A 16,361-nucleotide genomic window follows, 5' to 3' on the forward strand; every position below is an offset into this window, starting at 1 on the left:
AGCGCATGTCACCCGGCCCGCGGCGGAGCGAGGACGACGGCTTCGTCCTCCTCGAGACGATCGTCTCGATCAGCCTCATCACCGTCATCATGGCGGCGCTGACGTCGCTCTTCGTCACCGTGATCCGGGTGAACAGCGAGCAGCGGGCGCTCCAGGTGGCTGTGCAGGTGGCCGACAGCACCGCGAGCTACGTCCGCAGCCTCCCGACCTCAGACCTGCTGACCGGCCGGACTGCTGCCGCGGTCACCGCACAGTGGTCGAGCGCACCCAGCGACGTGCTGCCGTACCTCGCGTCGATGGAGCAGGGCCTGCCGACGCTGGCCGGTGGCACCGCCGTGCTGCCGATGACGCTCCCGGCGAAGGTCGTGCACGGCATCCCCTACACGGTCAACGTCTACCTCGGCTGGTGCCACACGGCGGGTGTCGCGGGCGCCGTGGCCCCGACCGCCTGCCTGACGCCGGCCACCGTGCACGACCAGCTGCGCGCAGTGGTCGCCGTGAGCTGGCCGGACCGGCACTGCGCCACGTCGCCCACCGACCCGGCGCCGACCTGCGCCTACGTCAGCGCCACCCTCCTCAGCACCGGCGTCGATCCCGTCTTCACCCTCAACCAGGCCGCCGCCGCCGTCCCGGTGATCGCGCTCCCGTCGTTCGCCGACTCCGCGGTCGGCGACCTGGTCGACCTCCAGATGGGCGTCCAGCCCGGCACCGGCGTGCCGGTGCTGACCTGGACGAAGACCGGCGGCACGTGGCCCCCCGGCGTCAGCATGGACTGGACCGGTCACATCACCGGTCGCATCACGGCGCAGTCGTCCGGACCGATCACGGTCACCGTGACCGACAGCTTCGTGCGCACGGCGTCTGCGACCTTCACCTGGTCGGTGCTGCCGGCCCTGCAGGGGTCGGGCCCCGCCACCCGCGACGACGTGCTCGGTGCGCCCATCCCCGCCCTGACCCTCAGCGCGACGGGGGGCGCCGGAGGGCCCTACACCTGGTCCGACCCCACAGGTAGCCTGCCCGTCGGCCTGAGCATCACCTCTGCCGGCGTCGTCAGCGGCACGCCGACCGCAGTAGCCCCGCCCTACCCCCACGCCTATGACGTGCTGCTGACCGTGGCCGACAAGACCGTCAACCGCAAGGCGACCGTCGCCGTCAGGTGGACGATCCGCTACCCGCCGGTCGTCGTCGTCAACCCGGGCACACGGACGGACTCCGTGGGTCACCCGGTCACCCCTCTCCAGCTCGCGGCCACGGGCGGGCAGGCTCCCTACACCTGGAGCGCCACCGGGTTGCCGGCGGGTCTCACGGTGACCTCGTCCGGCCTGGTGACCGGCACCGTCAGCTCCGTCGGCAGCAGCGCGGCGACGATCACCGCGAGGGACCAGCAGGGCACCACAGCTCCCGTCACCTTCACCTGGACGGTCGTCGCCGGGCCGACGATCGCGACCCCGCCGACGCAGTCCACCTCGGCGGGGGCCACCGTCAGCGTCGCCGTAGCCACGACCTGTACCCACAGCCCGTGCACCTACTCCGCGAGCGGCCTGCCGGGCGGGCTCAGCTTCGTCGGCGGCGTGATCACCGGCGCACCCACGACGCAGGGGACCGTCACCGGTGCCACCGTCAGCGTCACCGACGTCGACGGCGTCACGGCGACGTCCGGGTCCTTCACCTGGGTGGTAACCCCTCCTGTGCCCCCGACCGTCACCACCCCCGGCACGCTCACCTCCAGTGTCGGCTCGCCGGTCAAGATCCGTGTGGCCTCGACGTGCTCCGTGGGTCCCTGCACCTACACCCTCGTCAACGCACCGACCGGCGTCAGCATCGACGGCACCGGCGTGTTGACCTCGACGGCCATCGGGGGGACCGCGACAAGCTACACCACGACCAGGGTCAGCGTCACGGACAAGAACGGCGCCACGGCGACGAGCGCAGCCTTCACGTGGACCGTGGCCAGCCAGCGATTCATCTCGGCGACGTGGCCGGTCGCGACCAGCCCGGGTGACACGCCTGACCAGCCACTGGCCTACAGCTGTCAGCCCTCCAATGGCATCGGCACCTGCACCGTGAGCGTCACGGGGCTCCCCTCGGGGATCGGTCTCAGCACCACCGCCGGCAACACCACGACCAACCACCCCGCCTCGATCCAGGTGTCGCCGGGCACCGGCACCCTGTGGTTGAACGGGACGGTGGCCGGCAATGCCGCGCGCGTCGGCGCGACGGTCACCCTGAGCGTCTCCGGGGACCTCTGGTCCGGCACCGACTCCGGCACCTGGACCGTCCAGTGACACGCGCTCGGCCGCTGCAGCGGCTGACGGACGACGAGGGCAGCTCGCTCCTCGAGCTGCTCGTCGGCATCGCGATCACCGCCGTCTTCGGCGCGATGTTCAGCGGAGCCATCTTCATGATGACGAACTCCACGAAGACCGCCCAGTCGATCACGACGTCCTCGACCCAGCTCAGCACCGCGTTCACGAAGCTCGACAAGACCGTGCGGTTCGCCGCCGCGTTGAGCCCACCGGGCCGCTCCACCGGGAGCCTTGGCCCGGTGAGCTGGTACGCCGAGTTCCGCACCACGAACACCGGCGCGGAGGTGTGCACCCAGCTGCGGGTGGACCAGGCCACGCAGCAGCTCCAGTCGCGCACCTGGACGGTCGTCGCCGGTGTCGGTACGGGCGCGACGGGCTGGACGATCCTGGCCCAGGGGATCGTCAACGGCGACGTCACCGATCCGACGGCGGACCGGCCCGTGCCCTTCGTGCTGGTCCCGACGAGCGGAAGCGCGCGGTACCCCAGCCTCACCGTGGGCCTCGTCGCGACCAGCGGAGACGCCTCGACGACCTCGATGTCCCTGACGACCTATCCCGCCGTCAACGCGACGACCACGACCTCGACGTCCGGGGTCTGCCAGGAGATGGGACGACCATGACCGCCACCCCCGCACCCCGGGCACACCACCACACCTCCACAGGGCCTCGCCTCGACCTGCGTGACGAGCGAGGCTCCCTGCCCGTGCTCATGATGGTCATCATCGTCGGAGTCGTCCTCAGCACCTACATGATCTCGGTCGTCGTCTCCCAGACCACGTCCACCCGCCTCACGACGAGCCGTGAGCAGGCCCTGAACGCCGCCCAGGCTGGCACCGACGTCGCGCTGGCGGCGATCAGGGCGTCCACGGCTGCCGGAGCGGGTGCGCTTGCGGGTCTCCCGTGCTGGACCCATCGCAACGCCGCCGCTCGGGCCGGCGCGGTGGTCAGCGACCTCGCCGGCACCCAGGTCGGCAGCAGCAGCTACTCGGTGTTCATCGACTACTACATGAGCGACCCGGTCGTGTCGGGCCTCGACCCGGTCACCAGCCCGCTGAGCACGATGGTCTGCTCACCCGGATACGGCACCTACGACCCGGCGAGCGGGCAGTCGACCCCCAGCTATGCCCTCATCACGTCCACGGGCACGGTCGCCGGCGGCGGGAGCAACGGCACGAGTGGCGGCCGGACCCTGATCAGCACCTACGTCTTCCGCGTGGACAACCGCAACATCGCGGGAGGCCTCATCCGGCTGTATCCCTCAGGCACGAACCAGCCCGTGTGCCTGCAGTCGGCCACGTCGACACCGGATCCGGCCACAGCGACACCGGTGACGCTGGCGCCCTGCAGCGGCACCAAGCCGCCCTCGCCCAAGCAGGTCTTCGCCTACCGCACCGACCTGACGATCCAGCTCATCTCGTCAGTGACCGCGACCAACGCGGACGGCGTGTGCGTGGACGGCGGGAACCCTCCCGGCAACGGCACAGCCGTCGTCCTCACCCGGTGCCGCCCACTCGACCCGACGGCAGACATCTTCTCGAACTCCAACTGGTGGCAGCAGTGGAGCTTCAACGACAACGGGCACCTGCAGGCGTCCAGCAGCACCTCCCGGGCGAACGGCACCCTCTCGACCCTGTGCATCACGGCGACGTCGCAGGACCCGGCCATCGCCGTGGTCAACCTCGGCGGGTGCGCGGGCAGCATCGACGACCCCCGACAGGCCTGGATACCCTCTCCCGACGTGGGAGCCGGGGCGGCCACGGAGCCACGCGTCGACGGGCGTCAGTTCGTCAACTTCGGGCAGTTCGGCCGATGCATGGACGTGACGAACCAGAACGTGAGCTCCGACCACTTCATCCTCTATCCCTGCAAGCAGAACCCGAGCCGCCTGCCCAACACGGTGGCCTGGAACCAGCGGTTCACCTACACCGCCCTGCCGCTCACCCCCACCTCCGGACAGCTGACGACCGTCACGGGCGGCAAGACGTGGTGCGTCACCAGCCCGGGGACCGCCGGCGGCTACGTGCAGCTCTACGAGTGCACGTCGACGAATCAGGCCCTGGCCTACCGGCAGCGCTGGGTGCAGAACGACGGCAACAACGCACTCCCCTACTCGGTGAAGTACACCGTGGTCGACGCCTCGGGCTACTGCCTCGGGCTGACCGCCCCGGTGAACGCCTCAGCCTGGTCCACCCTCGACGTCAAGGCGTGCGACGGGTCTCGCGAGCAGAAGTGGAACGCCTCCCCCGCTCTCACGGACTCCGCCGTGCAGAACGTCAAGGAGAAGTAGGGCCGGGGCCGGCCCAGCTCGGTCCTCGACCACGTCGCGATCCTCCCCGTCCGGAGGCGAGTGATGGCTCGGTCGGGTCCCTCGTCGACGGCTGGACCAGTATCGTGAGCATCACCGCTGGCTGGCGGCGCACCCTGGCCGTCTGTGCCGACGGGAGAGCTCTGGCAGCTGGTCGTCGGAACGAGGGAGCAGGCGATGTCGAAGGGTGGAGCGAGCTCGTCGCGGCCGCAGCCGGAGACTGGCACACCATCGGGCTGCGAGCCGACGGCACGGCTGTCGCAGCGGGGAACAACCGAAGAGGGCAGTGCGCGGTGGCCGAGTGGCGCGACCTGCGCTCGGTGGCTGCGGGCCACCTGCACACGGTCGGCCTCACCCGAGACGGACGGGTGATCGCGACCGGGGACCGGATGGTCGGGGGGCACGATGTGTCAGCCTGGCGTGACGTCGCGGCGGTGTCCGCAGGGAGCCAGCACACGGTTGCGGTGCCCGACGACGGACGAGTGCTCGCGGCCGGCGACAACAGCAGCGGGCAGTGCGACGTCGCGGCCTGGCGTGGCGTGGTTGCGGTGGCCGCGGGTTCGACTCACACGCTCGGCCTCCGCTCCGATGGAACCGTCCTCGCGTCAGGCAGTGCTTCCGGGGGCCGGTGCAACGTCACAGGCTGGCGGCTGTCCTGGTGATGACCCTCAAGCTCGTGCCGGCAGGACGCTACTTCTGGATGTTCGAGTAGATCGAGAACATCGGCAGGTAGAGGCAGATCACCATGGTGCCGATCACCGAGCCCAGCAGCACCACGAGCAGCGGCTCCATCGTCGAGGTGAGCCCGTCGGTCGCGGCCTGCACCTCGTGGTCGTAGTAGTCGGCGACCTTGTCGAGCATCTCGGTGATCTGGCCCGTCTCCTCACCGACCTCGAGCATCTGCACGACCATCGCGGGGAACAGCGGGTTGCGGGACAGCGGCGCCGACATCTGAGAGCCGGTCCGGACAGCGTCGCTGACGTCGATCATGGCCTCGGTGACCACCGCGTTGCCCGACGTGTCGCCGACGACGTCGAGGGCCTGGATGATCGGTACGCCGACCTCCAGCAGGCTGCCGAGGTTGCGGGCCCAGCGGCTGATCGCCAGCTTGGTGGCGAGGCTGCCGAACACCGGCAGCCGGAGACGCAGCCGGTCCACCCTCAGGCGGAAGGCGGCGTTGTTGCGCACGCCCCGGCGGAAGAAGTGGTTGCCGACGACGGCAGTGACGACGACCAGCGGACCGGACCACCAGATGTTGTGGGAGAGGTTCACCATGACCTGGGTGGGCGCCGGCAGGTTGCCGCCCAGCTCCTCGAACATCTTCTCGAAGATGGGCACGATGAAGATGATCACGCCCGTCCCCATCAGCAGCGAGAAGATCAGGACCATGACCGGGTACATCATGGCGCTCTTGATCTTGGCGCGGAGGTTGGAGTCGGCCTCGTACATCGTCGCGATGCGCGCGAGCGCCTGGTCGAGGAAACCGCCCGTCTCGCCGGCCTTGATCATGTTGACGGCCATGAGCGGGAAGTGCTCGGGGTGGGCGGCCAGCGCCGTGGACAGGGTGCTCCCGGCCTCGACGTCGGTGCGCACCTGGGTGATGGCCGTCTTGAGACCGTTCTTGGTGGTCTGGTCCTCGAGGATGCCCAGCGCCCGGATCAGGGACAGGCCCGAGGTCGTCATCGACGCGAACTGCCGCATGAGGACCGCGAGGTCCTTGAGCGTGGTACGGCCACCGAACCCGGGGATCGTGATGGTGCGCTGGAGGCCTGCTCCGGCTGCGGTGATCCCCAGGGGGATGAGGTGCTGGTCGGCGAGGGTGACCGAGGCCGACTGGCTGTTCTCGGCGTCGACGGTGCCCTTGACCACCGCCCCGGATGCGTTGATGGCCTCGTAGCTGAAGGTCTGGGTGGTCACGACCTAGATCCTCGCCAGCCGCTTGAACTCGGTGATGTCCTGACAGACGTCCAGGGCGGTCCCGCGGCTCACGAGCTGCGAGTGGTAGAGCTCGGCGAGGTGCTGGTCGAAGCCGATCATCCCCAGCTCCCGTGAGGACTGGAGCACCGACGGGATCTGGTGGGCCTTTCCTTCGCGGACCAGGTTGCGGATCGCCGGCGAGGCGATCATCACCTCGCAGACCGCGACCCGGCCCCTGCCCTCCTTGCGTGGGATGAGCGACTGGGTGACGACACCCTGGAGGCAGTTGGCGAGCTGGGCCCGGATCTGCCCCTGCTGGTGCGGTGGGTAGATGTCGATGACCCGGTCGATGGTCTGGGCGGCCGACTGGGTGTGCAGGGTGGCCAGGACCAGGTGCCCGGTCTCGGCTGCCGTCAGGGCCACCGACGTCGTCTCGAGGTCGCGGAGCTCACCGACGAGGATGATGTCGGGGTCCTGGCGCAGGGCGTGCCGCAGGGCGGTGGGGAAGCTCTCGGTGTCGCCCCCCACCTCGCGCTGGTTGACGACGCACCGCTTGTGGGTGTGGAGGTACTCGATCGGGTCCTCGACGGTCATGATGTGGCCGGTGCGGGTGCGGTTGGCCACGTCGAGCAGGCTGGCGAGCGTCGTGGACTTGCCCGACCCCGTGGGTCCGGTGACCAGCACGAGGCCGCGCGGCAGCCCGGCGAAGGACTCGACCGCGGCGGGCATCCCGAGCTCGTCGAGGCCGCGGATGGCGAAGGGGATCGCCCGCATCGCCGTCCCGACGGCGCCACGCTGGCGGAAGACGTTCATCCGGAACCGTCCCACTCCCGGCAGCGAGTAGGCGAGGTCGAGCTCACCGTCGCGGGTGAAGGTCTGCCACTGCTCCGAGGTGAGGATCGAGCGCACCATGATCTCGGTGTCGGCGTTGCTGAGGGGCTCACGCCCGGGCACGCGGGCCAGCACACCGTCGATGCGGTAGCACGGCGCGATCCCGGTGGTCACGTGCAGGTCGGACCCGCCGACCGCCACCATGGTGGTGAGCAGCTCGTTGATGTCGCGACGTTGGCGGGTGTCCTCGTAGACGGAGGGGGATGCCTCGGTGTAGGTCTCGAGCGTCGTCATGCGGTTCTCCAGGGTGTGGGGGGTGAGCCGGCGGCATACGGGGAGGCGCTAGATGGTCACGCGGAGGACCTCCGCGACGGTGGTCTTGCCCTGCGCCGCCTTGAGCAGGCCGTCGTCGCGGAGGCTGATCATGCCTTCGGCACGGGCGACCTTGGCGATCTCGGTTGCCGGGGCCTGGGCCACCGTGAGGCGGGCGATCTCCTCACTGACGGGCATGATCTCGGTGACGGCGAGGCGCCCGCGAAATCCAGTGTGGGAGCAGGAGCGGCAGCCCACGGCGCGCCACAGCCGGGTCGGCGCAGGGATCGTCTCGACGGGCCAACGGGCGGCGTCGAGCTCTGCGGTCGTCGGGCTGTAGGCCTCACGGCACCAGTGGCAGAGCAGCCGCGCCAGCCGCTGCGCGAGGACGCAGTCGAGGGACGAGGCGACGAGGAAGGGCTCGATGCCCATCTCCACGAGCCTCGTCATCGAGCTGGGCGCGTCGTTGGTGTGCAGGGTCGAGAGCACCAGGTGACCGGTGAGGGCCGCTTCGATCGCGAGCTGGGCCGTGGCGCGGTCACGGATCTCGCCGATCAGGACGACATCGGGGTCCGAGCGCAGGATGGCCGGCAGGACGGCCGCGAAGGTGAGCCCGGCCTTGGGGTTGACCTGGACCTGGTTGACCCCGTTGACCCGGTACTCCACCGGGTCCTCGACGGTGATCACGTTGACCTCCGAGCTGGAGATCTTGGTGAGCGTGGCGTAGAGCGTGGTCGACTTGCCCGACCCGGTCGGACCGGTCACGAGCACCATGCCGTGAGGCTTGGTGAAGCTGGTCCGGAACAGGTCGTAGTTGGAGTCGGTGAACCCGAGCTTCTTGAGGTCGAGGTCGAGCCCCCCGGTGTCGAGGACCCGCAGGACGACCTTCTCGCCCCACACGGTGGGCAGGGTCGCGACCCGCAGGTCGATGCCGCGATTGCCGATGTCCATCGTGATCCGCCCGTTCTGGGGGACCCGGCGCTCGGTGATGTCGAGGCCGGAGACGATCTTCAGCCGAGAGATCAACGCCGACTGGATCCCTCGGGGCACCGAGTCGACCTCGTGCAGGACACCGTCGATCCGCAACCTGATCCGCATCGCGTGCTCGCTCGGCTCGAGGTGGATGTCGGATGCCCTGGCCGTGATCGCCCGCTCCAGCAGGGAGTTGACGAAGCGGACGACCGGCGTGTCGTTGGTCGAGGCGCTGAGCGACTCGGTGGCCGCCGCACCGTCGTCGGCGACGACCTGGGTCGCGACGTCACCGAGGTCGGCGTTGTCCCGGGTGTAGCGGTTGAGCAGCCTGGTCAGCTCCTCCGCCGAGGCGACCACGGGCTTGACCGTGAGCCCGGTGGCCGAGCGGATGTCGTCTAGGGCGAGGACGTTGCCGGGGTCGGCGACCGCGACGACGATGACGTCACCGTCGATGGCGACCGCCAGCATCCGGTGCCGGCGGGCGATCGCCAGCGGCACGCGGTCCATGGCCTTGGGGTCCAGTGGGTAGTTGGCGAGGTCGAGCGGCTCGAGGCCGTAGGCTTCGGCCACCGCGGACGCCATCTCGAACTCGGTGATGACGCGATCCTCGACCAGGATCGACTGCAGCGGACGCCCGGTGTGGCGCGCCTTCGTGGTCGCCTCGCGCAACGCCTCCCGGCTCATCCCCGCGGAGAGGAGCGCCGCGATGACCCCGCGCAGGTCGCTGTCCCGCCGGCGCAGTCGCCCGTCGACGTCGCTGACCGCAGCGTCGTCGAGGGCCGCTTCTGTCGTCATGGAACACCCCGAATCCTGGAGGGTAAATCATCATCTAACTGGGCATTTCGCCCAACAATACACGACGATTCAGGCGGGTGGAACGGGCCAGACCATGGCAAAACCCGCCTCCGCAACGGCCTCAGGTCGGTGCGGAAGCGGCCGATAGCAGACACGTGAGACGACGCTCGGGGCTACCGTGGGCATCCGTGGCACCGCTGGCTGCGACCATCGCGTCGTTCATGCTCCTGGTGCGGTTCCAGCCTGCCGGACCGCAGGTCGGCCGGGCGGTCGACGACGTCGGTCAGCTCCTGGCGGCGGCGGCGGCGGCGGTCGTGTGCGCCTGGCGCGCCCGACGATCAGCACCGCAAGTGGCTCGATCCTGGTGGTGGCTGGCCGCCGGGACCGCCTCGTGGGCGCTCGGCGAGACCACATGGTCCTATTACGAGCTGGTCGCCGATCGTCAGACCCCCTTCCCGTCGGTGGCGGACGCCGGCTTCCTGCTCTTCCCCGTCCTGGCGGCGATCGGGCTCCTCCAGTGGCCCTCGACGGTCTCGCGGGGCACGACCCGATGGCGGTCCCTGCTCGACGGGGTCCTGGTGGCCGGTGCCCTGCTCATCCTGAGCTGGGTCACCGCACTGGGAAGCACGGTGACCGCAGGCGGGACCAGCGGGCTCGGGTTCGCCGTCTCGCTGGGATATCCGCTCTTCGACCTGATGCTGCTGACGCTGACCGTCGTCATCGTCACCTACACGCGAGCGACCCGGTCAGGTCTTGCGGTGCTGGCGGTCGGTCTGGCCTGCCTGTGCGTCGCCGACTCCGGCTTCGCCTACCTCACCGCGGCAGGCAGCTACGCCACCGGCTCCCCGGTCGATGCCGGCTGGTTCGGTGGCTTCCTCCTGATCACCGTCGCGGCCTACCGGGCCACGCCACCTGAGACCGACGCGTCGCAGGGTGCGACGGCAGCACTGGAGTCCACGCCGCGGGCCATGCTGCCCTACCTCCCCGCCGGCGTCGGCCTCGGTGTCGCCGTGCACGGCCAGTTCGCGGGCAACGGTGACACGGTCACCCTCGCGGCCGCCGCCGTGGTGATCGCCGCCCTGCTGGCGAGGCAGCTGCTCGCCGTGCTCGACAACCGGGCGCTGGTCCGCCAGATCCTGGCCGCCCAGCAGGAGCTGCATCACCTGGCGTTCCACGATCCCCTGACCGGGCTGCCCAACCGCGTCCTCTTCGACGACCGGCTCCGACACAGCCTCGAGCTCCACCAGCGTGACCTCCGGCCCCTGAGCGTGCTCTACTGCGACCTCGACGGGTTCAAGACCGTCAACGACACGTTCGGGCACGATGTCGGCGACATCGTGCTGCGCAGCGCCGCAGAGCGCCTCACTGCCGTCACCCGCACCGGCGACACCGCGGCGCGCATCGGCGGTGACGAGTTCGCGATCCTCCTCGAGGACGGCGGAGACCCCCACGAGGTCGCGAGCCGGATCTTCGCAGCGTTCAGCCGCCCGGTCTCCACGGGGTTGGACGTGGTCCCCCTCGCCACCAGCATCGGGATCGCCCAGCTGCGGCCGGGTGAGGTCACCCCCACGGCTGAGTCGATGCTCCAGCGCGCCGACAAGGCGATGTACGAAGCCAAGCGCGTGGGCAAGGGAACGGTCGTCACCTGGACAGAGCAGCCGCGGGCAGCGCCCCAACCCGTGACCCTCGCGACTCCCGCCTGAGCTGGAAGACGGTGAGCGGGGGTAGCCTGCTCAGGTTCGTGCGGCCGACGCCGATGCCACGGGCAGCGCCCTGTTCGAGTGGCGTCCTATCTTGGTCTGGGGGTGTGTGGCGTTGACGGTGGGGTCATCTGCTCGTTCGGACGTCCTTGAGCTCGTGCAGGCAAAGGGTCTCCGCTCCGTGTACCAGCCGATCGTCGACCTCGACACCGGTGCCGTGGTGGGCTTCGAGGCCCTGACCCGTGGTCCGGTCGGCCATCCTCTCGAGCGCCCCGACCGGATGTTCGAGGTCGCGCGGGCAGACCGGTGCGTGGGAGAGCTGGACGAGGCCTGCCGGTGGTCCGCGATCGACGGCGCCGTCGCAGGCGGCCTCCGGACGCCGTGGAGCCTCTTCGTCAACGTCGAACCGTCGGGCGTCGACTGGATGATGAAGCGGGCAGCGGCCAGCAGCGAGCGGGCCCAGGCGCGCCGTCGGGTCGCGCGCGACCTGTCGCTCATCCTCGAGATCACCGAGCGCGACCTCCTCCTCAACCCGCCCGCGCTGCTGCGCTACGTCGACCAGGTGCGATCCTGGGGCTACGGCATCGCCCTGGACGACGTGGGGGCCGAGCGGGCATCGTTGGCCCTCCTGCCGCTGCTGCGTCCGGATGTGATCAAGCTCGACCTGAGCCTCGTGCAGGGGCAGCCCGGCAGCGACGTCGCCGAGGTGGTCTCCGCGGTCAACGCCGAGGCCGAGCGTTCGGGGGCGCTCATCCTCGCCGAAGGCATCGAGACCCCCCAGCACCGCGAGTTCGCGCGCGGTCTGGGGGCCCGACTGGGTCAGGGCTGGCTGCTCGGGCGACCGGGACCCCTGCCAGACCTCTCGGCCGTGCCGACGCCGGCGCCGGGGACGATCCCTGTCGAGCGTCGCACGGGGCTGGTCCTCGACGCATCCCCCTTCGAGATCGCCTGGGCCCACTCCAGCCCGCGGACCGCGCGCAGGGAGCTGCTGGTCGAGATCGGCGAGCACCTCGAGCGCGCGGCGCTGAGTCTTGGTCACAGCGCCGTCGTCGTCGCCGCGATGCAGCACGTCTCGTCCTTCACCCCCGCGACCGCCCAGCGGTATGCCGAGCTGTCCGACACCGTGGCCTTCGCCGCGGTGCTCGGTGTGGGGATGCCGGCCCAGCCGCTCCCCGGCCTCCGGGGCGGTTCCCTCGCGGCGACGGACCCCGTCGTCGGCGAGTGGGACATCGCGGTGATCGGTCCCCACTTCGGGGCGGCGCTGGTCTCCCGTGACCTCGGCGACAGCGGACCGGACGCCACGCGGCGCTTCGACTACGTGCTCACCCACGATCGCGACGTCGCCGTCGCCGTCGCCGCCGCCCTCATCTCGCGTGTCTCCCGCGCACCCTAGACGACCTCGAGCGCAGGCCCTGCCGGATGCGTCGGGGCAGGATTGGGCCGTGTGCTCTTGGCCAGCAGCAGGCGAGCCTGGTCCAGGGGGACGGGCCGGGACCAGAGGTAGCCCTGCCCATAGCTGCAGTCGGCGGCGGTGAGCCAGTCGGCCTGTCCGGCCTCCTCGACCCCCTCGGCGATCGTCACCAGCTGCAGGCTCTGGCTCATCGCGATGATGGCCTGCGTCAGGGCGGCGTCGTGGGCGTCGGTCGTGACGTTGTCGACGAACGACTTGTCGACCTTGACGACGTCCACCGGCAGTCGGCGCAGGTAGGCGAGAGAGCTGTATCCCGTGCCGAAGTCGTCGATGGCGATGCGGACCCGGAGGCTGCGCAGGGCCTCCAGCCGTGCGCTGATGGTGTCGAGGTCTCCGAGCAGGACGCTCTCGATGATCTCGAGCTGGAGGCACTCCGGCGGGAGACCCGTGTCGTGCAGCACCTGCTTCACCTCGTCGCAGAAGGTGGGGCTCGCGAGCTGGGCAGCCGCGACGTTCACCGAGATCGTCACCCGACGCCCGGGTGTCTGCATTCCGACGGCCGCGACGCAGGCCGTGCGCAGGACCCATTGGCCGAGGGGGACGATCTGGCCCGTGCGCTCGGCCGTCGGGATGAAGGAAATCGGCGGCAGCAGACCCCGCGTGGGGTGCTGCCAGCGGACCAGGGCCTCGAAGCCGGCGATCTCGCCGGTGGTGAGGTCGACGGTCGGCTGGAAGTGCAGGACCAGCTCGTCGCTGGACAGGGCCTGCTCGAGGTCCACCCGCACCTGCAGCTGCTCCATGGCCTGCTCGTGCAGCCGGGACTCGAAGACGGCGACGCCGGCCTTGCCGCGGTCCTTCGCCAGATACATCGCCACGTCGGCGTTGCGCAGGATCTCGGCGCTCGACAGGGGCGTGGCCTCCGGCGAGGGTGCGCCGCCCTCGAGGGCGGCTGCGGTGTCGGAACCACGGGCACCCGGTCCGCTCGCGGCGACGCCGACGCTGACCCCGACCGCGACCTCGCGGCCCTGGAGGAGGATCGGCTCCGAGACCGACGCGACCACCCGGTGGGCGACGTCGAGGCCGTCGGCGAGGGACGCCCCCTCCATCAGGATCGCGAACTCGTCGCCGCCGAGCCGGGCGACGGTGTCCCCGATGCGCAGGGCGGCCTGCACCCGCTCGGCGACGTGGACCAGGACCTGGTCGCCGATGTCGTGGCCCGAGCGGTCGTTGACGTCCTTGAAGTCGTCGAGGTCGCAGAAGAGGACGACGATCTCGGCGTCGTCCGCCTTGCGCCGCTCGATCGCGTGCGCCAGGCGGTCGTTGAAGAGGCGCCGGTTGGCCAGACCGGTCAGCGGGTCGTGCAGGGCCTGGTGGGTCAGCTGCTCCTCCAGGGCGACCCGGTCGGTGACGTCGCGCACCGTCAGGACGAAACCCCTGACGGCGCTGTCGGCCACGAGGTTGACCAGGCTGCCCTCGACCTGCCGGGTGCGACCGTCGGCATGGTGCATGCGCAGGCGTACGGGGTGCTCGTCGTTCGGGGCACTGCTGACGAGGTGCTGGGCGAGGATCTGGGCATCCTCGGGGGCGATGATCGAGAGCAGCTGACGGCCGGTGAGGTCCTCCGCCGACAGGCCGACGACGGCGAGAGCGGATGAGGTCGCATACGTGATGGTCGTCGAGGCGTCGAGGACCGCGACGAGGTCGGAGGCGTTGTGCACCAGCGCCGCCAGGCGCTGCTCGCTGACCGAGGACGCCTGCTGCTCGGTGATCTGACGCTGCAGCTCACGGTGACGGCCCACGAGCCGACGGAACCACACCATCCACCCCAGCGAGACCACGACCAGCAGGGCCACGTAGATGAGGTTGGCCTGGACGTCGATGGAGCGCGCCTGAGCGGCCAGCCGCTCCTGCAGGGCATCGGCGGTCGTCCGCACCGTCAGCAGGCTCCGGGCGTCAGTGGGTGCGACAGACACAGCGCGCGTGGCCTGCTGGAGTGCCTCGAGCTGTCCGCTCGGCACCCCGGCCGCCAGCAGGCCTGGCATCGCGGCGTCCACGAGGGCAGGGGCCCGGGAGCCGTCGACCTCGTGCAGGCCGCTCGCCAGCTGGACCGCCAGCGTGTGCTGCGCCCGGACGGGTGCCCCTCGCGAGTAGACGGAGCTGAGGAACATGAACTCGCCGACCACGATCGCCAACGTCACGAGGACGGTCAGCACCCCACGAATCCGCTGAGGCTTCGCCATCTTCTCCCCGCCCGTCGATCACGAGCACGCCCGGAGACCCCGACCATGCGCATGTCCCATCGGCTGCGCCTCGCCAGTGCTGAGCGGAACGCTCGACGTCGTTCCCGTTACGTGTCCCCGAGCGCGTGGGCGGGACCCGGCTCGGGGCGTACGGCGAGCTCGAGGTGGGGCCGCCGCTGCCAGGCGGTCCACTCCCCCGCTGATGGCCCCCGCGGTGCGCACCTCGCGGACCGGGACCGCGACAGAGCGCACCCCCCCCGGCGCCAGCTTCTCGTCCGTGTGGTGCAGGTGAACTGGGCTCACGTAGGCAAGATCACCGGCTCCGAAAAGACATCCGACAGATGAACGCATTCCACCCGATCGATCGCTCGTTCGATAACCCCACCTGATCTGGTCGGCGGGTCCGGTCCCGGTGAGGCGGTGGTCCGCACGGCCCGGGCTGCAGCAGCTGGGGGAGTGCGTGGTCGCGGTGATCGTCGCTGGCGCCGACAGCATCGACGACCTCGACGTGCTGTGCCACGGCGGCATGGCCAAGGTCGTGAGCGGGGTTGCGGGCCGGGTCCCTCGCAGGTGCGCCCCGGTGATCGCGGCGTCACGTCTTCGTCAGAGCAACACGGTCTCTGGGCAGGGCGGGCGAAGGTGGTCGGGGACGCCGCTGCGGGGCAAGACGGGCTGGTCGCCAGCTGGCGCCAGTCGTGGCGGGGGCGCTGCCCGCGCGTGTGGATCGCCTCAGGTGACGAAGGTCCCGAGTACCCCAACCGGCGATGTCGTAGCGTGGGGAGCGCTGGGACCACAGCCCTCACCGCACGCACTCGGCCGTCCGCCGTCGAGCGCGAGGAGTTCACACTCCGAGCCGGACAGACCCGGGCACGTCGCGCACTCAAGGACTCTGCAGGCTCCCCCGCGAACTCCATCCCACCGAGACGAGGCTGTCTCGTCCCGCCCACCCTGACGTCGGCGCTGACCTGTGGTGGGCGCCCCACAGAAGCGGCTGTGCCGCCGACCGCACCTCCCGCACCTCCGGCGTGAGCCACTCGCCGGTCATCCCAGCCTGACCACCACGATCCGGCGCCACTACTTCTAGGAGACCATTTCCATGACCAGCATCGACCACGACAGCGCCCTCCACACCTTGGGCGACCGAGGTGAGACCGTCGACGGATCTGCCGACGACGTCCGCGGCCGCGAGGTGAAGGACAAGGACGGACACGGCATCGGCAAGGTGACCGACCTGCTCGTCGACGACCGCGAGGACAAGATCCGCTTCCTCCTCGTCGAGCACGGGGGGTTCCTCGGCTTCGGCGAGAAGGAGAGCCTGATACCCGTCGACGCCGTCACCAAGATCACCGAGGACGCCGTCTTCATCGACCAGTCCCGCGAGCGGGTCGCGGCGGCGCCCGGCTACGACCCGGACCTCGTCAGCGACCGGCCCCACCATGCCGACATCTACAACCACTACGGCTACACCCCGTCCTGGGTCGGAGGCTACCTGTACCCCACGGGCCTCTGGGGGGCCGGACACGGATCGCGGGCATATCCGGGTCTTTGAGGGTGGCCGGTAGGAAGCCCTTC

11 protein-coding genes are annotated in these 16,361 nt (G+C 70.3%); 7 read left to right on the plus strand and 4 right to left on the minus strand.

Going from position 1 to position 16,361, the window contains the following annotated elements:
• Positions 1 to 5: 5 nt before the first annotated feature.
• From V3N99_01075 to V3N99_01090, 4 genes are all read left to right on the plus strand, one after another.
• Positions 6 to 2,285 carry a putative Ig domain-containing protein gene (locus tag V3N99_01075; protein ID MEO3935328.1) on the plus strand — a complete coding sequence of 760 codons (2,280 nt, stop codon included), beginning with the start codon at positions 6 to 8 and terminating at the stop codon, positions 2,283 to 2,285.
• Complete coding sequence (locus V3N99_01080; GenBank protein ID MEO3935329.1) at positions 2,282 to 2,926, plus strand: hypothetical protein; 645 nt, start codon at positions 2,282 to 2,284, stop codon at positions 2,924 to 2,926. The genes V3N99_01075 and V3N99_01080 overlap by 4 nt, the downstream gene beginning before the upstream one ends.
• The gene (locus V3N99_01085; protein MEO3935330.1) at positions 2,923 to 4,593 is read left to right on the plus strand and encodes a ricin-type beta-trefoil lectin domain protein; all 1,671 of its coding nucleotides are present in this window, start codon (positions 2,923 to 2,925) and stop codon (positions 4,591 to 4,593) included. Before V3N99_01080 ends, V3N99_01085 begins: the two co-directional genes overlap by 4 nt.
• 104 nt (positions 4,594 to 4,697) lie before the next feature.
• Positions 4,698 to 5,273 carry a hypothetical protein gene (locus tag V3N99_01090; GenBank protein MEO3935331.1) on the plus strand — a complete coding sequence of 192 codons (576 nt, stop codon included), beginning with the start codon at positions 4,698 to 4,700 and terminating at the stop codon, positions 5,271 to 5,273.
• A gap of 28 nt (positions 5,274 to 5,301) precedes the next feature.
• On the opposite strand, the gene V3N99_01095 is transcribed toward V3N99_01090, so the two are convergent.
• Genes V3N99_01095 through V3N99_01105 form a run of 3 tightly spaced genes read right to left on the minus strand, consistent with a single transcriptional unit; the run spans position 5,302 to position 9,438 of the window.
• Positions 5,302 to 6,528, minus strand: a complete 1,227-nt coding sequence (locus V3N99_01095) for a type II secretion system F family protein (GenBank protein MEO3935332.1) — start codon at positions 6,526 to 6,528, stop codon at positions 5,302 to 5,304.
• A 3-nt stretch (positions 6,529 to 6,531) separates the two neighbouring features.
• A complete protein-coding gene (locus V3N99_01100; protein ID MEO3935333.1) occupies positions 6,532 to 7,653 on the minus strand; it encodes a PilT/PilU family type 4a pilus ATPase in 1,122 nt (373 codons plus the stop codon).
• A 48-nt stretch (positions 7,654 to 7,701) separates the two neighbouring features.
• Complete coding sequence (locus V3N99_01105) at positions 7,702 to 9,438, minus strand: ATPase, T2SS/T4P/T4SS family (GenBank protein ID MEO3935334.1); 1,737 nt, start codon at positions 9,436 to 9,438, stop codon at positions 7,702 to 7,704.
• Between the two features lie 188 nt (positions 9,439 to 9,626).
• Between V3N99_01105 and V3N99_01110 the strand changes: the two genes are divergently transcribed.
• Together V3N99_01110 and V3N99_01115 are read left to right on the plus strand one after the other, a co-directional pair.
• On the plus strand, positions 9,627 to 11,141 hold the full coding sequence (locus tag V3N99_01110) for a GGDEF domain-containing protein (protein ID MEO3935335.1): 1,515 nt from the start codon (positions 9,627 to 9,629) through the stop codon (positions 11,139 to 11,141).
• 118 nt (positions 11,142 to 11,259) lie between these two features.
• The gene (locus V3N99_01115) at positions 11,260 to 12,531 is read left to right on the plus strand and encodes an EAL domain-containing protein (GenBank protein MEO3935336.1); all 1,272 of its coding nucleotides are present in this window, start codon (positions 11,260 to 11,262) and stop codon (positions 12,529 to 12,531) included.
• Here V3N99_01115 and V3N99_01120 read toward each other — a convergent pair.
• Positions 12,528 to 14,762 (minus strand): EAL domain-containing protein, encoded by a 2,235-nt coding sequence (locus V3N99_01120; GenBank protein MEO3935337.1) that lies wholly within the window; start codon positions 14,760 to 14,762, stop codon positions 12,528 to 12,530. The two genes, V3N99_01115 and V3N99_01120, sit on opposite strands and share 4 nt — an antisense overlap.
• Before the next feature lie 1,123 nt (positions 14,763 to 15,885).
• On the opposite strand from V3N99_01120, the gene V3N99_01125 reads away from it, so the two are divergent.
• The gene (locus V3N99_01125; protein ID MEO3935338.1) at positions 15,886 to 16,338 is read left to right on the plus strand and encodes a PRC-barrel domain-containing protein; all 453 of its coding nucleotides are present in this window, start codon (positions 15,886 to 15,888) and stop codon (positions 16,336 to 16,338) included.
• The last annotated feature ends 23 nt before the right edge of the window (positions 16,339 to 16,361 follow it).

This window comes from Dermatophilaceae bacterium Soc4.6, assembly GCA_039889245.1.
Lineage (GTDB): Bacteria > Actinomycetota > Actinomycetes > Actinomycetales > Dermatophilaceae > Lapillicoccus.